Source organism: Prauserella aidingensis (genome assembly GCF_024171865.1).
In the GTDB taxonomy this organism is placed as follows: Bacteria; Actinomycetota; Actinomycetes; order Mycobacteriales; family Pseudonocardiaceae; genus Prauserella; species Prauserella aidingensis.
Window position 1 is genome coordinate 22,276 of record NZ_JAMTCN010000035.1, and the last position, 18,155, is coordinate 40,430.

The window sequence follows — 18,155 nt, forward strand, 5'->3', positions numbered from 1 at the left end:
AACCCGGGTCACGTCCTGTCGAGCGCGGCCGCGACCAGTTCGGTGAGGTCCTCGGTGTCGGGCGGCAGTGCGCGGACCGGCCACCAGCGCAGGTCGTCGGACTCGTCGCCGGCCACCGGCTCGGCGCCCGCGGGCGCGCGCACGAGGAACTGGACGTCGAAGTGCCGCGTGGGCACGCCGAGCGAGCAGGTGATCGGGTGGACGTCGAGCCGCAGCGGCTCCTCCTCGATCGTCAGCCCGGAGATGCCCGACTCCTCGGTGGCCTCGCGCAGTGCCGCCGCGGTGAGCGAGGTGTCCTCCGGTTCGCAGTGCCCGCCGAGCTGCAGCCACCGGCCGACCCGCGGGTGCAACGTCAGCAGCACGTGCTCGCCCGTGGCGTCCAGCACGATCGCCGACGCCGTGAGGTGGCCGGCCTCGCACGACCGCGCGCAGGCGTCCTCGCGTGCCGCGAGGAATCCGAGGTAGGCCTGCCGGAGCGATTCCTGCGCGGCCGTGTCCGGTTTCCAGCCGTCCAGAGTGGACGTGGCGGCGGGGTGCAGCGCGGTCATCTACAGCTCCAGGAATCCGTCGTCGAGATCACGGGGAGGGCGCGGTGCGAGCGGTTCGGCCGGGTGGCCGACGGCGACGGCGCCGAGCGGCCGCCACGAGGGGTCGATGCCGAGGCTCGAATGCACGACGTCGGCGGCGAAGATCGTCGACCCGATCCAGCACGAGCCCAGCCCCTCGGCGGCCAGCGCGACGAGCAGCGCCTGCACGGCCGCACCGCCCGCGACGGTGAACATTGTGTTCTCGCAGGCGTTGCGCCGATCGTCGGGGTAGGTGTGGGCGCCGTCGGGCACCAGGAACGGGACGATCACCTCGGGCGCGTCGAACAGGATGTCACCGCGGCGCAGGCGTTTCTCGATCTGCTCGTCGGTGAACCCGTCGGCCGTCAGATCACCCCGCCACGCCTCACGCATCGCCTCGAGCAGTTTCGTCCGCGTGCCGGGTTCGCGCAGCCGGACGAACCGGACCGGGCGGGTGTGGTGCGGTGCGGGCGCCGTCAGCGCCGCGCCCACGGCCCGGCGCAGCGCCTCGGGGTCCACGGCGTCGGCGGTGAACTCGCGCACCGACCGCCGCGTCAGGACGGCCTCCCGCCTGCCCTGGGCGAGGGCCTCGTTGGTGCCCAGCCGGAACAGGTCGTAGTCGGCGGGACGCACCAGGTCCCGCGCCGTCGACCGCTCGTCGCCGATCTCCAGGCCGCGCACCACCGCGACCGGCAGTCCGCCGAGCTTGCCCTTGACCAGATCGGCGGCCGAGGCGATCTCGTCGGCCACGGCGATCTCGGTGACCGCCAGCTCGTTGCCGTGGTCGTCGACCTCGCCCTCGTAGGCGTGCAGGACACGCAGACCGGATGCGCCGATCGTCTCGTCGGTCTGGCCGTTGCGCCACGCGCGTCCCATCGTGTCGGTGATCAGTACCGCGACCTCGACGCCGAGCCGTTCGCGCAGACCGTTCCGCAGCGCCAGCGCCGACGCGTCGGGGTCGTAGGGGAGCAGCGCGATCTCGTCGAGGTTCACGTTGGACGCGTCGACGCCCGCGGCGGCCTGCACGATCCCGTTGCGATTCCGGGTGATGAGGGTCCGCCCGATGCGCGCCAGGACACGTTCGGACTCCTCGTCGATCAGCTGCCGCCGGGCGGCGTCCCGCTCCTCCGGGTCCGACGGCACGCGGATCAGCCTGCCCTCGGCCTTCGACACGATCTTGCTCGTGACCACCACGACGTCGCCCGAGCGCAGCCACGGCGCGGCCGAGGCGATGGCGCCGGTGAGGTCGTCGCCCGGCCGGAACTCCGGCAATCCTCCCACCGGCAGGATCTCGACGCGGTCGCCCGAGTGGTCAGTCAACGTGCACCCCGGCCAGGTCGAGGGCGTCCCGCGCCATCTGCGCCGTGGTGTCCACATCGGACATCATGATCGGCACCGCGCGCACCGCGACGCCCGGCACGTCGACGCGCTCGCCCGAGTGCACCAGCCAGCCGTCGAGGAGTCCCTCGTCGGAGGTCTGCCGCGAGCCGTAGTACGCGCCCACCGCCTCGGCGGACGTCTCGACGCCGATCGCCGACAGGCACGCGTCGCCCATGCCGCGCAGCACCTTGCCGCCGATGATCGGGGACACGCCGACCACGCCGGCCTCGGTCTTGCGCAGCGCCTCCCGGAAACCGGGCACCGCCAGCACCGACCCGATCGACACCACCGGGTTGGACGGCGCGAACAGCACCGTGTCCGCCTCGGCGATCGCCTCCAGAGTGCCCGGCGCCGGAGTCGCCTCCTCCGCGCCGACTGGCACGATCGAATGCGCCTGCGGCTCGGCCCGGTGCCGCACCCACCACTCCTGGAAGTGGATCGCCTTCCGCTTCGTCGCGTCCTCCGGGTCGTCGATGACGACGTGCGTCTCGACCCGGTCGTCCGACATCGGCAACAGCCGCACGCCGGGCTGCCACCGGTTGCACAGCGCCTCGGTGACCGCCGACAGCGGATAGCCCGCGCGGATCATCCGCGAGCGCACCAGGTGCGTGGCGATGTCCTTGTCGCCGAGCGAGAACCACGTCGGGTCCGCGTTGTAGGCCTCCAGCTCGGCCTTCACCGACCACGTCTCGTCGGCGTGGCCCCAGCCGCGCTCCGGATCGACGCCGCCACCGAGCGTGTACATGCAGGTGTCGAGGTCGGGGCAGACGCGCAGACCGTGCATCCACACGTCGTCGCCGGTGTTGACCAGCGCCGTGACCTCGTGTTCCGACCCGCCGTCCGGTGCTCCCGTCGGCGGCAGCCCCAGCGCGGCTTTGACCCCCAGCAGGAAGCGGGCACCTCCCACTCCGCCGACCACGACCACGACCTTCACGACCCTGCCTCTTTCGTCGTTCTCACCCCGTCCTTACAGCGTTCGATCCTCGCACGGAGCCCAGTAGCGATACCGGTGGTGTTCGCGGAAACCGAGCCGCTCGTAAAGGGCGAGCGCGGCGGCGTTGTCGGCGGCGACCTGGAGCACGCACGCCTCGGCGCCGTGGCGCCTGCCCCAGGCGCCGATCGCGGCCATCGACGCCCGCGCCAGGCCCTTCCTGCGGTGCTCGGGATGCACGGCGAGGCGCGCGACGAGCAGCAGGCCGTCGGCGACGGCTCCTCGCACCGCGGCCCGCGCTCCGTCGGGGCCGGTCGCGACCCCGTAGCCGACCGGTCCGCCACCGGTGAGGACCGCCCGCTCGGCGTCGGTGGGCCGGGGCCTGCCGACGGTCAGTTCCCACCAGCCTGCCGTCGGCTCGGTGAGCACGTCGACGCGGTGATCCGCGGCCCCGGTGGCCGGCCTGGCCGCGGTGGCCGGTGGGGCGGTGGCATCCGGCGGGACGGTCGGGCCGAGCAGCACCGCGACGTCGTTGCCCGCGGCGTGGTCGTCGCACGGCCGCCACCCGAACCGCGGCAGCTCGCGCTCCACGGGCGAGTTCTGCACGGCCTGCAGCATCGGAGGGATGGCATGCTGGTGAGCGAAGTCACAGACCGCGGCCAGTGCGTCGGGCAGGGGCAGGCCGGGATCGTCGAGGGCGAGGGCGCTGTTGGCACGGCCGGTGAAACCGTCGGCTGCCCGCAGCCTCCACCCGCCGAGCGGCTCGTTGACCTGGGCGGGCCACGCGTCGGCGCAGGCCCGTTCGATGCGCATCGCACTGATCACACCGACATGGGTACCGCGTACGGGCGAGAGGAGAGGCATGAACATCTCGCGCAGGGACGACCGTCACAACGCCGACCTCGCGAAGGAGATCTCCGACAGCTTCAACCGCGCCATCGGGCAGCGGAAGACCGACGACCCCGGCACCGGTGATGACCCGGACGGCACGGAGGGTGACGGCGCCGACGCCACGGAGCAGGCGTCACCACACTTCGTGATCACCGGCGACCGCCGTAATACCGGACGTCGGCGACGCCCGTGAGCGTTGTTCGTCACGTCGGCGTTGTCGCCCGGATAAGGGTGGCCTGGGCTTAGGATGCCTGCCGGCACCACGTAATGTCCGAAGGTGTCCGCCATGGATGCGGACCGGCCGAGGCTGCTAGAGGAACACAGCAACAGCAGGAGAACGCAGTGACCTACGTTATCGCCGAGCCGTGCGTCGACTTGCTCGACAAGGCATGCATCGACGAGTGCCCCGTCGACTGCATCTACGAGGGCGACCGGATGCTCTACATCCACCCCGACGAATGCGTCGATTGCGGTGCCTGCGAGCCGGTGTGCCCCGTGGAAGCGATCTACTACGAGGACGACGTCCCGGAAGAGTGGGCCAGCTACACCAAGGCGAACGTGGACTTCTTCGACGAGCTCGGCTCGCCGGGCGGAGCGTCCAAGGTCGGCAAGACCGCGCACGACCCGCAGTGGATCAAGGACCTGCCCCCGCAGTCGCACGAATGACCCGGCTCCAGCTGCCCGGCTTCCCCTGGGACTCGCTGGCCGAACACACCGCACGGGCGAAGGCGCACCCGGACGGGATCGTCGACCTGTCGGTCGGCACACCGGTCGACCCGGTGCCCGAGGCCGTCCGGGACGCGCTGGCGTCCGTGTCGGACATCCCCGGCTATCCGACCACGCACGGCACGGCGGAACTGCGGGAGGCCGCCGTCGAGGCGCTGAGCCGCAGGCACGGCGTCACCGGCGTCGACCCGGACGCCGTGCTGCCCACGATCGGTTCGAAGGAACTGGTCGCGTGGTTGCCGATGCTGCTGGGAGCGGGCGCGGGTGACGTCGTCGTCATCCCGGAACTGGCGTACCCGACGTACGAGGTCGGGGCGCTGATCGCGGGCGCGACGCCCCGCCGCGCCGACAGTCTGACCGCGCTCGGGCCCGAGACGCCCGCGATGGTCTGGCTCAACTCCCCGTCGAACCCGACCGGTCGCGTGCTGGGCGTCGACCACCTGCGCAAGGTCGTCGACTGGGCCCGCGAGCGCGGCGTCACGGTCGTGTCCGACGAGTGTTACCTCGCGCTCGGCTGGGACGCCGACCCGGTCTCGATCCTGCACCCCGACGTGTGCGGCGGCAGCCACGAGGGCCTGCTCGCCGTGCACTCGCTGTCGAAGTCGGCCAACCTCGCCGGCTACCGCGCCGGCTTCGTCACCGGCGACCCCGCGTTGGTCGCCGACCTGCTGGCCGTCCGCAAACACGCGGGCATGATCGTGCCGAGGCCCGTGCAGGAGGCCATGCGCGTGGCACTCGCCGACGACGCGCTGCTCGACCGGCAGCGCGAGCTGTACCTCTCCCGCCGTGAACTGCTGCGCGAGGCGTTCACCGGCGCGGGCTTCCGCATCGACCACTCCGAAGCGGGCCTGTACCTCTGGGCCACGCGCGACGAGCCGACCGACGACACGGTGGCGTGGCTCGCCGAACGCGGGATCCTCGTCGCCCCCGGTACGTTCTACGGCCCCGGTGGCGGCTCGCACGTGCGCGTCGCCCTGACCGCCACCGACGAACGCGTCGCGACCGCCGCGAAACGCCTCTCGGAGTAACCGGCAACGGCCGTCTTGCGCTTTCCGGGGCCCGTGTTGCGCTTTCCGGAGTTCGTGTTGCGGATCCAGGGGCCCGTGTTGCGGATTCCGGGGTTCGTGTGGCGCTTTCCGGGACCGCGTTGTGGACCCGGGGCACGCGTGTCCTGCGTTCGGTACCGCGTGTTCTGCATTCGCTCGGAGGGGCGCTGCTGACTACAGTGGTGTCCGTCCACAGAAGGGGTGTCGCCATGAGCCGCGTAGTCCATGTGCCGTACGTCGTCGAGCAGGACGAGGACGGCGTCTGGTGTGCCCACGCGCAGTTGCGCCCGTACGTAGGGGCGCACGGCGAAGGCGATACCCGGGACGCCGCCGTCTCGGACCTGCGCGATGCCCTCCTGGGACTGATCGAGGAATTCGGTGCTCCCGACGAACTGGCCGTCACCTTGGACGTCGCCTGATGCCGCCTGTGCCTTCCGTACGGGGTGACAGGCTGGTCAAGGCGTTGCAGAAGGCAGGTTTCGACGTCGCCCGGGTGGCGGGCAGCCACCACATCCTGCGCCACCCGGACGGGCGCGGGACGACTGTTCCCGTTCATCGTGGACGCGATCTCGCCAAAGGCACTCTCCGAGGCATCGTGAACGACGTCGACATGACGATCGACGAGTTGCAGAAGCTGCTGTAGGACACGCGCACGAGAAACGCCGCCGGGCCCGCGAGCCCGGCGGCGTTTCTCGTGGCAGGTATCGGTCAGTCGTTGGCGTGCAGGGCCTCGTTGAGCTCGATACCCGTGCCCTTCCGCGGGACGACCTCGACGGTGCCGGTGGCGGAGTTGCGGCGGAACAGCGCGTTCGAGATGCCCGACAGCTCGCCCGCCTTCACGGCCTTGCCGTCGACCAGCACCTTCGTGCCCGCCGTGACGTACAGGCCCGCCTCCACGACGGAGTCGTCGCCCAGCGAGATGCCCACGCCGCCGTTGGCGCCCAGCAGGCAGCGCTCGCCGATGGAGATGACCTCCTTGCCGCCGCCCGACAGCGTGCCCATGATCGACGCGCCGCCGCCGACGTCGGAGCCGTCGCCCACGACGACACCCGCCGAGATACGTCCCTCGACCATCGACGCACCGAGCGTGCCCGCGTTGAAGTTCACGAAGCCCTCGTGCATCACGGTCGTGCCGCTCGCCAGGTGCGCACCGAGGCGTACGCGGTCGGCGTCGCCGATGCGCACACCGCTCGGGACGACGTAGTCGACCATGCGCGGGAACTTGTCGACGCTGTACACGGTCACCGGGCCACGGGCGCGCAGGCGCATCCGCGTCGCCTCGAAACCCTCCACGGGGCACGGCCCGTGGTTGGTCCACACGACGTTGGACAGGAAGCCGAACTGCCCGTCCAGGCTCACCCCGTGCGGCCGCACGAGCCGGTGGGAGAGCAGGTGCAGGCGCAGGTAGACGTCGTGTCCGTCGGCGGGGGCCGTCGCGAGGGTCGCCGCGGTGGTGCGCACGGCCACGACCTCGACGCCCCGGGCGTCGTCCGTGCCCAGCAGCGAGGTGACCTCGGAGCCGAGCGACTCCGCGGCCTCCTCCGCCGACAGCCGCACCGTGCCGGATTCGGCGGCGGGCTCGGTCAGCCGCGGGTGCGGGAACCACGTGTCCAGCACCGTGCCGGACGCCGTGACGGTGGCCAGGCCGACGCCGCTCGCGCCGGTCGTTTCGGGATCAGGGGTCTGCTCACTCACGCCGTAACGGTAACCCGCACGTCAGCCGTTCTGCCCGGACACCTGCGGCAGCTGCTGCACCCCGGACTGCACGTCGTCGAGCGCGTCCGCGACGTCCTGCAGCGTCTGCGTGCACGCCTCGTCGTCGCGGCTGCCGCCCGCGCTGCGCCCGCACTGGGCGTTGTTGTAGGTCTTCAGGCTCTCGCCGAGGGTGTTCGCCGCCTCGATCAGCCCGGGATGATCGCCGCGCCCGTACTCGCCCCGGGCGAAGTCGCGTGCCGAACCGGGGATGCTCCCCAGCTGGGTGACGTACTTCTCGCACGCGGGCGGGTCGATGTCGGCGGGCGAGCGGTAGCAGACGTCCTGGGTGAGCGCGCGCAGTTTCGTCGCCAGGGCCGCGGGCCCGGGATCCTCGCCGCCGCCCCCGGTCGGCATCGGACCGGCCTCGCGCGAACACGCCGACGTCAGCACCACGAGCACGCCTGCCACGGCCACGAGCAATGTCCGGATACGCACGCGTTCACCCTACGCATCGCCCGGCTCGCCGTGCCGCCACCCGTGCCGCCTGCCACCCGGCCCGTGTTGCGGATTCCGGGGCCCGTGTTGCGGGTTCGGGGGAGCGTGTTGCGGATTCCGGGGTGCGTGGTGCGTCCGCCCGCAGCACCGCCACCGGACCCCGGTTCGCCGGCGGCGCACGACTACTGTGCTCCCCATGCCCACGCTCGATCTGCACGCCGACCCCGTCGACCTGACCGCCGCGCTGGTGGACATCCCGTCCGAATCGACCCACGAGCGGCCGATCGCCGACGCGGTCGAGGCCGCGCTGCGCAGTCAGGCGCCGCACCTCGAGGTCGTCCGCAGCGGCGACGCCGTGCTGGCCAGGACGAACCTCGGCAGGCCGTCGCGGATCGTGCTCGCCGGGCACCTCGACACGGTGCCGGAGAACGCGAACATGCCCAGCAGCCGCAGCGCTGACGGCGCGACCATGTACGGCCTCGGCACGGTCGACATGAAGGGCGGCGACGCGGTGTTCCTGCACCTGGCTGCGACGCTCACCGAACCCGAGCGCGACATCACGTTCGTCTTCTACGACTGCGAGGAGATCGACGCCAGCCGCAACGGCCTCGGCCGCATCGAACGGGAGGCGCCCGAGTGGCTGCGGGGCGACCTGGCGATCGTGGGGGAGCCGTCGAACGCGTCGATCGAGGCGGGCTGCCAGGGCACGATGCGCATCGACGTGACGACCTCGGGCGCGCGGGCGCACACCGCACGTGCGTGGATGGGCGTCAACGCCGTCCACGCACTGAGCGAACCACTGCGCAGGCTCGAGGCGTACGAACCGCGCGTGGTCGACATCGACGGGCTGACCTACCGCGAGGGGTTGCAGGCCGTGCGGATCGGCGGTGGCGTGGCGGGCAACGTGGTGCCGGACTCCGCGGTGCTGGGCGTCAACCACCGGTTCGCCCCCGACCGCACCACCGAGGAGGCCGAGGCGCACCTGCGCGCGGTGTTCGACGGCTACGAGGTGACGGTCGTCGATGTCTCGCCGAGCGCGCGGCCCGGCCTGTCGGAGCCGGCGGCGGCCGAGCTCGTCGCGGCCGCGGGCGGCACGGCGACCGCGAAGCTCGGCTGGACCGACGTCGCGCGGTTCTCGGCGTTCGGCATGCCCGCGGTCAACTTCGGCCCTGGCGACCCGACGTTCGCGCACACGCAGGCCGAACAGGTCGCGGTCGCCGACATCACGCGGCACGCCGACGTGCTGCGGCGGTTCCTCGCCGGCGGCTGACGTGCGGCTGACGGGGGACTGAAGGGTGGCTGAAGGGCGGCTCGCCCGGACAGTGACGCACGCACGGTGCCTCGTAGGCTGTGACGCGTGAGCGACGTGGTGAACACCCCCGGTGACCCGGACGAGAACGAACATCCATCCGAAGCGTTCCGCGGGCCCATCGTGCTGCGGCGCGAGCAGAAGACCGGCCCCGGCTCGACCACCGATCAGCGCCTGCTCGACTCGCGCGGGCCGAGCGACTGGGTGCACACCGACCCGTGGCGGGTGCTGCGGATCCAGGCGGAGTTCGTCGAGGGCTTCGGCGCGCTCGCCGAGGTGCCGCGCGCCGTGACGGTGTTCGGCTCCGCGCGCACGGACCGCGAGTCGCCGGAGTACGCCGCGGGCGTGGAGATCGGTGCGCAACTGGCGCGGGCCGGGTTCGCCGCGATCACCGGCGGTGGCCCCGGCGCGATGGAGGCCGTCAACCGCGGCGCGTCGGAGGCCGGTGGCCTGTCGATCGGCCTGGGTATCGAGCTGCCGTTCGAGCAGGGCCTGAACCCGTGGGTCGACCTCGGTGTCAACTTCCGGTACTTCTTCGCCCGGAAGACGATGTTCATCAAGTATTCGCAGGCGTTCATCTGTCTGCCCGGCGGGTTCGGCACCCTGGACGAACTGTTCGAGGCGCTGACGCTGGTGCAGACGAAGAAGGTCACGAAGTTCCCCGTGGTGCTGTTCGGCAGCGACTACTGGGGCGGGCTGTACAACTGGATCCGCGACACCGTGCTCGGCAGTGGCAAGATCGGCGACCACGACGCCGATCTGCTCTACCTCACCGACGACGTCGACGACGCCGTGAAGGTCGTGCAGGACTCGTACCAGGCTTGGGAGGACACGCACTAGTGCTGCGGCGGATCTGTGTTTTCTGCGGCTCGTCGGCAGGCGACGACCCGGTGTACACCGAGGTCGCGTCGGCGGTCGGCAAGTTGCTGGCCTGCCGGGGGATCGGGCTCGTCTACGGCGGCGGTGACGTCGGGCTGATGGGCACGGTGGCCGACGCCGCCCTCGCGGCGGGCGGCGAGGTGATCGGCGTGATCCCCGAGCACCTCGTGCGCGCCGAGGTGGCGCACCACGGCGTCACCGAGCTGCGGATCGTCGAGGACATGCACGAGCGGAAGGCCACGATGGCCTCGCTGTCGGACGCGTTCCTCGCGTTGCCGGGCGGTATCGGCACGTTGGAGGAGCTGTTCGAGATCTGGACGTGGGCCCAGCTCGGGCTGCACGCGAAACCGGTCGGCATCGTCGACGTCGCCGGTTTCTACGTCAAACTCGGCGAATTCCTCGACCACATGGTGGATTCCGGCTTCCTCAACACCCCGAGTCGCGAACTGGTGCGGCTCGACGCCGACCCGGAGAAACTCCTCGACTCCTTCTCCCGGCACTCCGGGGTCGCCGTCGACAAGTGGGACGTCTGACCGGCTTTCGCCCGTGACGGCGCGTCGGCGAGGCCGGTCGCCCGGCGATGTACGCGTGCGGGCCACGCGGTGGGTCAGGCGGCGTCGCCCTCCGGGCGCTTGTGATAGGCGTCGACGTACTCCTGGCCGGACAGCTCGAGGATCGAGTACATGACCTCGTCGGTGACGGCGCGGCGGATCGGCGGCGAGGCGGCGAGCCCGTCGTAGCGGGAGAAGTCGAGCGGTTCGCCGAACCGGACCGTGACCTGCGCGGGCCGCGGGAGCTTCTTCCCGACGGGGAGCAGGTTCTCGGTGCCGGACACGGCGACCGGTACGACCGGTGCGCGGGTGGCGAGCGCCAATGCGGCGACGCCGGTGTGCCCGCGGTGCAGCTTGCCGTCGAGGGAACGGGTTCCCTCCGGGTAGATGCCGAACGCGCCGCCGGAGTCGAGCACCTTCTGCGCGGCACCGAGCGCGGCGAGACCGGCTGCGGCGTTGCCACGCTCCACCGGTACGTACCCCAGCGCCGACAGGAACGCCGAGCGCAGCCGGTCCTTCGGGCTGGTGCCCTCGAAGTACTCGGCCTTGCCCAGGAAGGCCACGGGACGCGGCGCGACGAACGGGATCACGGCCGTGTCGATGGCCGAGCGGTGGTTCGACGCGAAGATCACCGGGCCGTCGGGCGGCACGTTCTCGGTGCCGCGGACGTCCGGCCGCCACAACATCCTGGCAAGAGGGGCGACTCCGCGGCGGATCAACAGGTGCAGCACGCGTCCAGCATCTCACGGCGCGGCAAACCGGTGTGACGTCCGCGCGAGCGATGGGGGGCCTGTGCCACGATCGGGGTGTGACCACCGCGCTCATCTACCTGCTCGTCATGCTGCTCGTGGCGGCGGTCGTGTTCCTGCTCGCCGCGCTCGTGTTCGGCCGTGGTGAGCAGCTCGCGCCGCTCGCGCAGGGTGCGTCGCCGACGCGACTGCCCGCCGAGGACATCACCGGTGACGACGTGGCGGCGGTGAAGTTCCAGCTCACCGCCCGCGGCTATAAGATGTCCGAGGTGGACTGGGTGATCGCCCGCCTCGGTGGTGAGATCGACAGCCTGCGCGGGCGGATCGCCGAGCTGGAGACCGAGCTCGACGCGCGCGCGGCCCGTGCCGAGCGGGGCGGCGAACACCCCGGCGAGGGGGACGGCGACGTGGAACGGGGCGGCGCGGTGGAAGGCCTCGGCGTGTCGGGCGACACCGGCACGGCGGGCAGGAACGGGGCACACGGCGTGACCAGGGCACACGGCGCGGAGAGCGCACCGGGTGTGGAGAGCGCACCGGGTGTGGACGGGGTGCAGGACGTGGGCAGGGCGCAGGGCATGGGCCGGGTGCAGGGCATGGGCAGGGTGCAGCGGTGACGACGGGCGAGGGCGAACGGGTCGTGACCGGCACGGACGAGCTGACCGGCGCCGACGGCGTGGCCCGTTGTTCGTGGGGCAACAGTGCGCCCGACTACGCGGAGTACCACGACACCGAGTGGGGCGTCCCGTTGCGCGGGGAGACGGCGCTGTTCGAACGGCTGTCGCTCGAGGCGTTCCAGTCCGGTCTGTCGTGGCTGACGATCCTGCGCAAGCGGGAGGCGTTCCGTGACGCGTTCGCCGGTTTCGACCCGCGCGCCGTCGCGGCGTTCACCGACGACGACGTCGCCCGGTTGCTCGCCGACGCGCGGATCGTCCGCAACCGTGCGAAGGTCCACGCCACGATCGGCAACGCGCGCGCGATCGCCGAGCTGGACACCCCGCTGGACGACCTGCTGTGGTCGTTCGCCCCGGAGCCTCGCGACTCCCGCGGCCGTCCCGCGACGATGGCCGACGTGCCCGCGGTGACCCCCGAGTCGACCGCGATGGCGAAGGCGTTGAAGAAGCGCGGGTTCACGTTCGTCGGGCCGACGACCTGCTACGCGATGATGCAGGCCACGGGCATGGTCGACGATCACGTCGCCGGCTGCCACCGCGCGGTGTGACCGGGGGCCGACCGGTCGCGCGCCCGTAGGCGGCACGGTCACGACTCCGCACGGTCACGCGCCGGGCCCGACGAGATGGCCGCCTCCCCGGAATTCGCAACACGATCCCCGGGATCCGCAACACGAGCCCCGGGATCCGCAACACGGGCGCCGGAACCCGCAACACGGTCCCGTCGATCTGCAACACGGGCGCTGCAACCCGCGACGCGGCCCTGCCTGCGACGCGGGGTCGGGGTGTCCGGCCCCGCGTCGCGGGTGGGGAGGCGCTACTTGCCGGTGAAGACGGGCTTGCGCTTGTTGACGAACGCGTCGACGGCCTCGGCGTGGTCGGCGGTGCCGCCGAGCACGGTCTGCGCCGAGCCCTCGGCGGCGAGCGCGTCCGAGAGGGTGCTCTCGGCGGCCGTCGCGAGGGTCGACTTGATCTTCGCGTAGGCGACTGTCGGGCCCGCGGCCAGCTTGAGGGCGACCTCGTGGACCCGGCTCGCCAGTTCGTCGTCGGCGACGACCTCGCCGACCAGCCCGATGCGCAACGCCTCCGTGGAGTCGACCGTGCGGGCCAGCATCATCAGCTCCTGCGCTCGGCCGTAGCCGACCAGGCGCTGCAACGTCCACGACGCGCCGCTGTCCGGTCCGAGCCCGACGTTCGCGAACGCCATGAGGAAGTTCGCCGACCCGGCCGCGATCCGCAGATCGGAGGCGTACGCCAGCGCCGCGCCCGCGCCCGCCGCCGGTCCGTTCACGCCTGCGATCACGGGCTTGGCCATGCCGGTGATCGTCTCGATGATCGGGTTGTAGTGCTCGGCGACCGTGCGCAACGGGGCGTCGTCGCCGGACTGCAGCAGGCCGACGTGTTCCTTCAGGTCCTGGCCCGCACAGAACGCCTTGCCCGCCCCGGTGAGCACCACCGCGCGCACCCCGTCGTCGTCGGCCGCCTCACGCAGCGCGGTCAGCAGGCGCTCCTTCAGCTCGACCGTCAGAGCGTTGTACGCCTGCGGACGGTTGAGTGTCAGCGTCCGCACGCCGGCGTCCTCGCCACTGTCGGTCACCTGCAGAACGTCGTCTGTCGTCACGGGAAAGCCCTCCGAATCGTCGTGTCGGCCGCGAGTCTGTCAGTCCTGTGAAGCGCATACCAGCGCCTATGCTCCGGCGCTAAGATCGGTCCGCCGTTCGCCGCAAACTGTCTATGGGGGACAATGGTGGGTGAGGTGCTTGACCCGGAGCATGACGCGAACGCGAGCCGGGTGCTGGCTGAAGATGGAGGGAGCACGCTATGGCGGCCATGAAGCCCCGGACCGGAGATGGTCCCCTCGAGGTTGCTAAGGAGGGACGGGGCCTCGTGATGCGTGTACCGCTGGAAGGCGGCGGGCGCCTCGTCGTCGAGCTGACGGCCGAGGAGGCCAAGGACCTCGGCGCGGCCCTTCAGGAGGCCACGAGCTAGTCCGCCGTTTCCCGTTGTCCCCACCGCCGGTCGGGCGGTTGCCCGAGCCCGACCGGCTGATCTTCTTGTGCCTGGAGGGTCTCACATGGCGCGTGCCGTCCTGCCGCCCGTACCGAGTCCGATCGTCGAGGTGGAGGCAGGCGGTGCCGCCCGGCGGGGTGAGCGCCTCGCCGTCGTCCACGCCGGCCCCGACGCGCTGGCCGAGGCCGGGTCGCCGCACGCCGAAACGGCCGCGGACATGCAGGTCACGGGGAAGTCGGGCGAGGTCGTCGACGTCCCGGTGAAGGCCCTCGGCGGTACGCCGGGCGCGGAGACCGGCGACGGCGCGGTGCCGACGTGGTTCGTCGGCATCGGTGACGGCGAACCCGCGCAGTACCGGTCTGCCGGCGCGGGGCTGGTGAGGGCCGCCTGCGCCCTGGCCGAGGCCGAGGCCGACGCGGGCAGGCGCGTGCCGACCCAGGTGGCGGTGCGGTTGCCCGCCGGGGTCGACGCCGAGCAGGCCGCCGCGTTCACGACGGGGGTCGTGCTGGGCGCCTACCGCTTCCGCGTGACGGGGGAGAAACCGAAGCCGGCCGTCACCGCGGTGCGCTTCGACGGCGAGCCCGACGACGAGGTGGCCGCCGCCGTCGCCCGCGCCCGTGAGGTGGCCGCGGCGTCCGCGCTGGCGCGCGACCTGGCCAACGCCCCGTCCAACGTCAAGAACCCGGCCTGGCTGGCGGACGTGGCCGCCCGCGTCGCCGAACAGACCCGCGGCCTGACCGCGACCGTCCGCGAGGAGACGTGGCTCGCGGAGCAGAACTTCGGCGGGATGCTCGCCGTGGGCGGAGGTTCGGCCAGCCCGCCGCGGCTCATCGAGCTCGCCTACCGGCCGCGTGGTGCGACGGCGCACCTGTTGCTGGTGGGCAAGGGCATCACCTTCGACACCGGTGGCATCTCGATCAAACCGGCCGCGGGCATGCACCTGATGCGCACCGACATGGCGGCGGGCGGGGCGGTCATCGCCGCCATGCGCGCCATCGCCGCGCTGCGTCTGCCGGTGAAGGTCACCGCGCTCGTGCCGTCGGCCGAGAACCACGTGTCCGGCTCGGCCTACCGGCCCGGTGACATCGTGCGCCACTACGGCGGCCGCACCAGCGAGGTCGGCAACACCGACGCCGAGGGTCGCATGGTGCTCGCCGACGCGCTCGGTTACGGCATCCAGCGCTTCCGCCCCGACGCGGTCGTCGACGTCGCGACGCTCACCGGCGCCATGAAGGTCGCGTTGGGCCTGCGTACCGGCGGCGTGTTCGCCACCGACGACGCGCTGGCCGAGAGCGTGTGCGCGGCCGGCGACCGGGCGGGGGAGCAGTGGTGGCGGATGCCGTTGCTCGAGGACCACATGGGCGACGTGCGCAGCGAGATCGCCGACGTCAAGCAGGCCGCCCCCGGTCCGGGCGGGGTCACGGCGGCGCTGTTCCTGCGTGAGTTCGCGGGCGGGCTGCCGTGGGCGCACCTGGACATCGCGGGGCCTGCGCGGGCGGAGAAGACCTACGACGAGGTCGTGCCCGGCGGTACCGGGTTCGGCGCCCGGACGCTCGTCGAGCTCGCCGCGTCCTACTCGTGAGCCGTCGTACTCGTGAGCCGTCGTACTCCTGAGCCGTCGTACTGCTGAGTCGTCCTAGCCGGGAACGTGCCCGCCGTGGGCGGCGGGAGGCAGGGGCGCGCGGCCGCGGACGTGGTCCCGGAAGGCCGCCACGACGGGTGGCAGCGGGCGGTCGCCGTGCCACGACAGGCCGACGGTCCTGGTCACCCGGGGCCGTAACGGCACCTCGGCGACACCTGCCGGGCTGCCCGGCTCGAACTTCGGCAGCAGGGTGACGCCGAGTCCCGACGCGACGAGCCCGCGCACGGTCTCCGACTCCTGGCCTTCGAACGCCACGACCGGAGCGAACCCCTCCCGCGCGCACAGGTCGTCGGTGATCTGGCGCAGGCCGTAACCGTGCTCGAGCATCACGAACACCTCGTGTTCGAGCTCGGCCAGGGAGACGTGCGACCTGCCCGCGAGGCGGTGTCCCTGCGGCACGGCGACGAACAGCTCCTGCTCGGTCAGCGGCAGCGAGTCGAGGCCGGGGCCGTCGGCGGGCGGTGCGACCAGCGCGAGGTCCAGCTCACCGGAGGCGAGCCTGCCGACGATGTCCTGCCGGGACCCCTGGACCAGCGTGAACCGGGTGTGCGGGCGCAGCCTGCGGAATTCGCTCACCAGGCCCGGCACCAGGGAACGGCCGAGCAGGTGCAGGAAGCCGAGCGTGATGTGGCCGCGCTGCGGGTCGACCTCCTCGCGCAGTCTGCGGACGCCGTGGGTCAGCTCGTCCTGGGCGCGTTCGGCGGCGTCGGCGAGCAGCGTGCCCGCCCGGGTGAGCCGGATACCGCGGCCGTCCGGTTCGGTCACGGGGGTGCCCAGCAGGTCGCTCAGCGCCGCCAGCCGCCTGCTCGCCGTGGGCTGCGGCACGCCCAGCTCGGCGGCCGCACGGGTGAGGTTCCCGGTGACCTTCAGCACCCGCAGCAGCGCCACCTGGGGTGCCAGTTCGGCCGTGACCCGCGCATCCTCGGACTCATGCATCACAGCATTGATTGTCCGTCATGTGTGCATTAGACGTATCGGTCAGGGGTACTTAGCGTCGGAAACCATGTCCGTTCGTTCGTCGGCACCGGCCGGCTCCCGCTCCGGCGCCGCGGGTTCCGACGCACCGTCCGCAACTCCGTCCGCGGCCTCGGGCGCAGCCTCGCCCGTGGCCTCGGGCGCGGTTCCGACGCGCCGGGTGACGTTGGCGGTGACCGCGGCGGGACTGTGCTCGTTCGCGCTGCTCTACGCGCCACAGCCGCTGCTGCCGCAGCTCGCCGAGCAGTTCGCGCTCGACCCCGGCCGCGCCTCGTTGGCGATCAGTGTGGCCACCGGGTCGTTGGCCGTCGCCGTGCTGCCGCTCGCGGTGTTGTCGGAGATCGTCGGCCGCAAACCCGTCATCGTCGCCTCGGTGCTGATCTCGGCTCTACTGGGCCTACTGCTGCCGCTCGCGCCGACGTTCGACGCGCTGCTCGTGATGCGGGTGCTGCAGGGCGTGGCCATCGCCGGATTCCCCGGGGTGGCGGCCGCGTACCTGGCCGAACGCCTCGGCGCCGCGGGGGTGGCGGGCGCCGTCGGGGCGATGGTCGCGGGCAACACGCTCGGCGGGCTGTCCGGACGGCTCAGCGCGGGATTCACCACCGACGCGTTCGGCTGGCACGGCGCACTCGCCGTCGTCGGCGGGATCGGCCTGGTGTGCGCCCTGATCACCACGGCGTTCCTGCCCGGCCTGCCGAAACGCGCCACGAGACCGAAGCTCCGCGACGTCGGGCGCGGACTCCTCGCCGCCGCGTCGGACCGCGTCCTGCTGGCGCAGTACGTCGTGGCGATGGTCGCGATGGGCTCGTTCGTCGCGCTGTACAACGTTGCCGGGTTCCGCCTCACCGGTGACCTCGGCCTGTACCCGGCGACCGCCTCGCTGGTGTTCGTCGCCTACGCGGGAGGCGCGGCCGCCTCGAGCAGGGCCGGACGGCTGGTCGCGCGGTTCGGGCGGGTGCGGACGGCGTGCACCGGTCTCGCGCTGACGATCGCCGGTGCGGTGCTGACATTGCCGGACTCGGTCCCGCTCGTCGCGGCGGGCTTCCTCGTCCTCACGCTGGGGTTCTTCACCGCACACTCGGTGGCCAGCGGCTGGGCCGCCGCCGAGGCCCCGCCCGCGGGGCGCGGACAGGCGGGCGGGCTCTACAACGCCTGCTACTACCTCGGCAGCAGCGTGGGAGGAGCGGCGGGCGCGGTGCTGTACGGCCACGCGGGCTGGGCCTGGCTCGTGGCCGCTGTCGCGGGCGCGCTCACGGTCGGCATCCTGGCGATCCTGTCGGCCCGCCGCGCCTGAACCTCGCCCCCAAGGGCACCTTGGTGGCGTTGAACGCCACAAAAGTTCCCCTCGCACAACGGTTCCCCTCGCACAACGGTTCCCCTCGCACAACGGTTCCCCTCGCACAACGGTTCCCCTCGCACAACGGTTCCCCACCGCCCCTCACGGCCCCTGACGCGTGCCTGTGTTCGATGCCCCCACAGTGCCCTTGGCAGCTCGGGGCACGTGACGGAGCGGCCGAGGTCAGGTCGTGGGGCCGACGACGGCGGCCGCCAGCAGACCACCGCCGAGGGGCAGTACGGCGGGGCGGAGCCGGTCGTCGTCGCGCATCGTCCTGGCGACGTCGCGGAGCGCGAGCAGCTCCGG

General features: G+C 72.2%; 21 protein-coding genes and 1 pseudogene. 13 read left to right on the plus strand and 9 right to left on the minus strand.

All coding sequences use genetic code 11. The features are described 5' to 3' along the window. Positions 1-8 precede the first annotated feature (8 nt). Genes LY13_RS23325 through LY13_RS23340 form a run of 4 tightly spaced genes read right to left on the minus strand, consistent with a single transcriptional unit; the run spans position 9 to position 3,702 of the window. Positions 9-548 carry an NUDIX hydrolase gene (locus tag LY13_RS23325; protein WP_253830706.1) on the minus strand — a complete coding sequence of 180 codons (540 nt, stop codon included), beginning with the start codon at positions 546-548 and terminating at the stop codon, positions 9-11. After that, a complete protein-coding gene (locus LY13_RS23330) occupies positions 549-1,886 on the minus strand; it encodes a coenzyme F420-0:L-glutamate ligase (protein WP_253830707.1) in 1,338 nt (445 codons plus the stop codon). It lies immediately after the preceding gene. After that, on the minus strand, positions 1,879-2,880 hold the full coding sequence (gene cofD, locus LY13_RS23335; protein ID WP_253830708.1) for a 2-phospho-L-lactate transferase: 1,002 nt from the start codon (positions 2,878-2,880) through the stop codon (positions 1,879-1,881). Before cofD ends, LY13_RS23330 begins: the two co-directional genes overlap by 8 nt. 33 nt (positions 2,881-2,913) lie before the next feature. Further along, positions 2,914-3,702 (minus strand): GNAT family N-acetyltransferase, encoded by a 789-nt coding sequence (locus LY13_RS23340; RefSeq protein WP_253830709.1) that lies wholly within the window; start codon positions 3,700-3,702, stop codon positions 2,914-2,916. Between the two features lie 37 nt (positions 3,703-3,739). Between LY13_RS23340 and LY13_RS23345 the strand changes: the two genes are divergently transcribed. The 5 genes from LY13_RS23345 (at position 3,740) to LY13_RS23365 (ending at position 6,183) form a co-directional block, all read left to right on the plus strand. Continuing rightward, positions 3,740-3,961, plus strand: a complete 222-nt coding sequence (locus LY13_RS23345; protein WP_253830710.1) for a hypothetical protein — start codon at positions 3,740-3,742, stop codon at positions 3,959-3,961. A 149-nt stretch (positions 3,962-4,110) separates the two neighbouring features. Further along, entirely contained in the window at positions 4,111-4,434 is a 324-nt protein-coding gene (gene fdxA / locus LY13_RS23350; RefSeq protein ID WP_253830711.1) for a ferredoxin, read from the plus strand. After that, positions 4,431-5,522 carry a succinyldiaminopimelate transaminase gene (gene dapC / locus LY13_RS23355; protein WP_253830712.1) on the plus strand — a complete coding sequence of 364 codons (1,092 nt, stop codon included), beginning with the start codon at positions 4,431-4,433 and terminating at the stop codon, positions 5,520-5,522. The genes fdxA and dapC overlap by 4 nt, the downstream gene beginning before the upstream one ends. Positions 5,523-5,749: 227 nt before the next feature. Next, positions 5,750-5,959 (plus strand): type II toxin-antitoxin system HicB family antitoxin, encoded by a 210-nt coding sequence (locus tag LY13_RS23360; protein ID WP_253830713.1) that lies wholly within the window; start codon positions 5,750-5,752, stop codon positions 5,957-5,959. An 8-nt stretch (positions 5,960-5,967) separates the two neighbouring features. After that, positions 5,968-6,183 (plus strand): type II toxin-antitoxin system HicA family toxin, encoded by a 216-nt coding sequence (locus tag LY13_RS23365; protein WP_253830714.1) that lies wholly within the window; start codon positions 5,968-5,970, stop codon positions 6,181-6,183. 65 nt (positions 6,184-6,248) lie between these two features. On the opposite strand, the gene dapD is transcribed toward LY13_RS23365, so the two are convergent. Together dapD and LY13_RS23375 are read right to left on the minus strand one after the other, a co-directional pair. Continuing rightward, on the minus strand, positions 6,249-7,235 hold the full coding sequence (gene dapD, locus LY13_RS23370; RefSeq protein ID WP_253830715.1) for a 2,3,4,5-tetrahydropyridine-2,6-dicarboxylate N-succinyltransferase: 987 nt from the start codon (positions 7,233-7,235) through the stop codon (positions 6,249-6,251). A 21-nt stretch (positions 7,236-7,256) separates the two neighbouring features. Beyond that, positions 7,257-7,730: a hypothetical protein gene (locus tag LY13_RS23375; RefSeq protein WP_253830716.1), complete on the minus strand. Its 474-nt coding sequence runs from the start codon at positions 7,728-7,730 to the stop codon at positions 7,257-7,259. Between the two features lie 196 nt (positions 7,731-7,926). Here LY13_RS23375 and dapE point away from each other — a divergent pair, with 196 nt between their 5' ends. The 3 genes from dapE to LY13_RS23390 all read left to right on the plus strand — a co-directional run bounded on the left by dapE (position 7,927) and on the right by LY13_RS23390 (position 10,451). Next, a complete protein-coding gene (gene dapE / locus LY13_RS23380; protein WP_253830717.1) occupies positions 7,927-9,000 on the plus strand; it encodes a succinyl-diaminopimelate desuccinylase in 1,074 nt (357 codons plus the stop codon). A gap of 96 nt (positions 9,001-9,096) precedes the next feature. After that, on the plus strand, positions 9,097-9,879 hold the full coding sequence (locus tag LY13_RS23385; protein WP_253830725.1) for an LOG family protein: 783 nt from the start codon (positions 9,097-9,099) through the stop codon (positions 9,877-9,879). 2 nt (positions 9,880-9,881) lie between these two features. Next, entirely contained in the window at positions 9,882-10,451 is a 570-nt protein-coding gene (locus LY13_RS23390) for an LOG family protein (RefSeq protein ID WP_253830726.1), read from the plus strand. A gap of 74 nt (positions 10,452-10,525) precedes the next feature. On the opposite strand, the gene LY13_RS23395 is transcribed toward LY13_RS23390, so the two are convergent. Next, positions 10,526-11,200, minus strand: a complete 675-nt coding sequence (locus LY13_RS23395) for a lysophospholipid acyltransferase family protein (RefSeq protein WP_253830718.1) — start codon at positions 11,198-11,200, stop codon at positions 10,526-10,528. A gap of 77 nt (positions 11,201-11,277) precedes the next feature. Here LY13_RS23395 and LY13_RS23400 point away from each other — a divergent pair. Together LY13_RS23400 and LY13_RS23405 are read left to right on the plus strand one after the other, a co-directional pair. Beyond that, positions 11,278-11,589: pseudogene (locus LY13_RS23400) on the plus strand (DivIVA domain-containing protein); the annotation flags it as partial. A gap of 239 nt (positions 11,590-11,828) precedes the next feature. After that, positions 11,829-12,437 carry a DNA-3-methyladenine glycosylase I gene (locus LY13_RS23405; protein WP_253830719.1) on the plus strand — a complete coding sequence of 203 codons (609 nt, stop codon included), beginning with the start codon at positions 11,829-11,831 and terminating at the stop codon, positions 12,435-12,437. A gap of 266 nt (positions 12,438-12,703) precedes the next feature. Here LY13_RS23405 and LY13_RS23410 read toward each other — a convergent pair whose 3' ends face one another. Further along, complete coding sequence (locus tag LY13_RS23410) at positions 12,704-13,507, minus strand: enoyl-CoA hydratase-related protein (RefSeq protein WP_253830720.1); 804 nt, start codon at positions 13,505-13,507, stop codon at positions 12,704-12,706. A 200-nt stretch (positions 13,508-13,707) separates the two neighbouring features. On the opposite strand from LY13_RS23410, the gene LY13_RS23415 reads away from it, so the two are divergent. Further along, complete coding sequence (locus LY13_RS23415) at positions 13,708-13,875, plus strand: DUF3117 domain-containing protein (RefSeq protein WP_048807468.1); 168 nt, start codon at positions 13,708-13,710, stop codon at positions 13,873-13,875. Between the two features lie 85 nt (positions 13,876-13,960). Further along, entirely contained in the window at positions 13,961-15,478 is a 1,518-nt protein-coding gene (locus LY13_RS23420; RefSeq protein WP_253830721.1) for a leucyl aminopeptidase family protein, read from the plus strand. Between the two features lie 54 nt (positions 15,479-15,532). Here LY13_RS23420 and LY13_RS23425 read toward each other — a convergent pair whose 3' ends face one another. Continuing rightward, complete coding sequence (locus tag LY13_RS23425; protein ID WP_253830722.1) at positions 15,533-16,474, minus strand: LysR family transcriptional regulator; 942 nt, start codon at positions 16,472-16,474, stop codon at positions 15,533-15,535. A gap of 199 nt (positions 16,475-16,673) precedes the next feature. On the opposite strand from LY13_RS23425, the gene LY13_RS23430 reads away from it, so the two are divergent. Continuing rightward, a complete protein-coding gene (locus tag LY13_RS23430) occupies positions 16,674-17,807 on the plus strand; it encodes an MFS transporter (RefSeq protein WP_253830727.1) in 1,134 nt (377 codons plus the stop codon). The last annotated feature ends 348 nt before the right edge of the window (positions 17,808-18,155 follow it).

What these genes read in the sequence shown, in the direction of transcription:
- LY13_RS23325 (WP_253830706.1), bottom strand. Translation starts at nt 548, where the DNA reads ATGACCGCGCTGCACCCCGCCGCCACGTCCACTCTGGACGGCTGGAAA.
- LY13_RS23345 (WP_253830710.1), top strand. Translation starts at nt 3,740, where the DNA reads ATGAACATCTCGCGCAGGGACGACCGTCACAACGCCGACCTCGCGAAG.
- dapC (WP_253830712.1), top strand. Translation starts at nt 4,431, where the DNA reads ATGACCCGGCTCCAGCTGCCCGGCTTCCCCTGGGACTCGCTGGCCGAA.
- LY13_RS23360 (WP_253830713.1), top strand. Translation starts at nt 5,750, where the DNA reads ATGAGCCGCGTAGTCCATGTGCCGTACGTCGTCGAGCAGGACGAGGAC.
- dapE (WP_253830717.1), top strand. Translation starts at nt 7,927, where the DNA reads ATGCCCACGCTCGATCTGCACGCCGACCCCGTCGACCTGACCGCCGCG.
- LY13_RS23415 (WP_048807468.1), top strand. Translation starts at nt 13,708, where the DNA reads ATGGCGGCCATGAAGCCCCGGACCGGAGATGGTCCCCTCGAGGTTGCT.
- LY13_RS23420 (WP_253830721.1), top strand. Translation starts at nt 13,961, where the DNA reads ATGGCGCGTGCCGTCCTGCCGCCCGTACCGAGTCCGATCGTCGAGGTG.
- LY13_RS23425 (WP_253830722.1), bottom strand. Translation starts at nt 16,474, where the DNA reads ATGCATGAGTCCGAGGATGCGCGGGTCACGGCCGAACTGGCACCCCAG.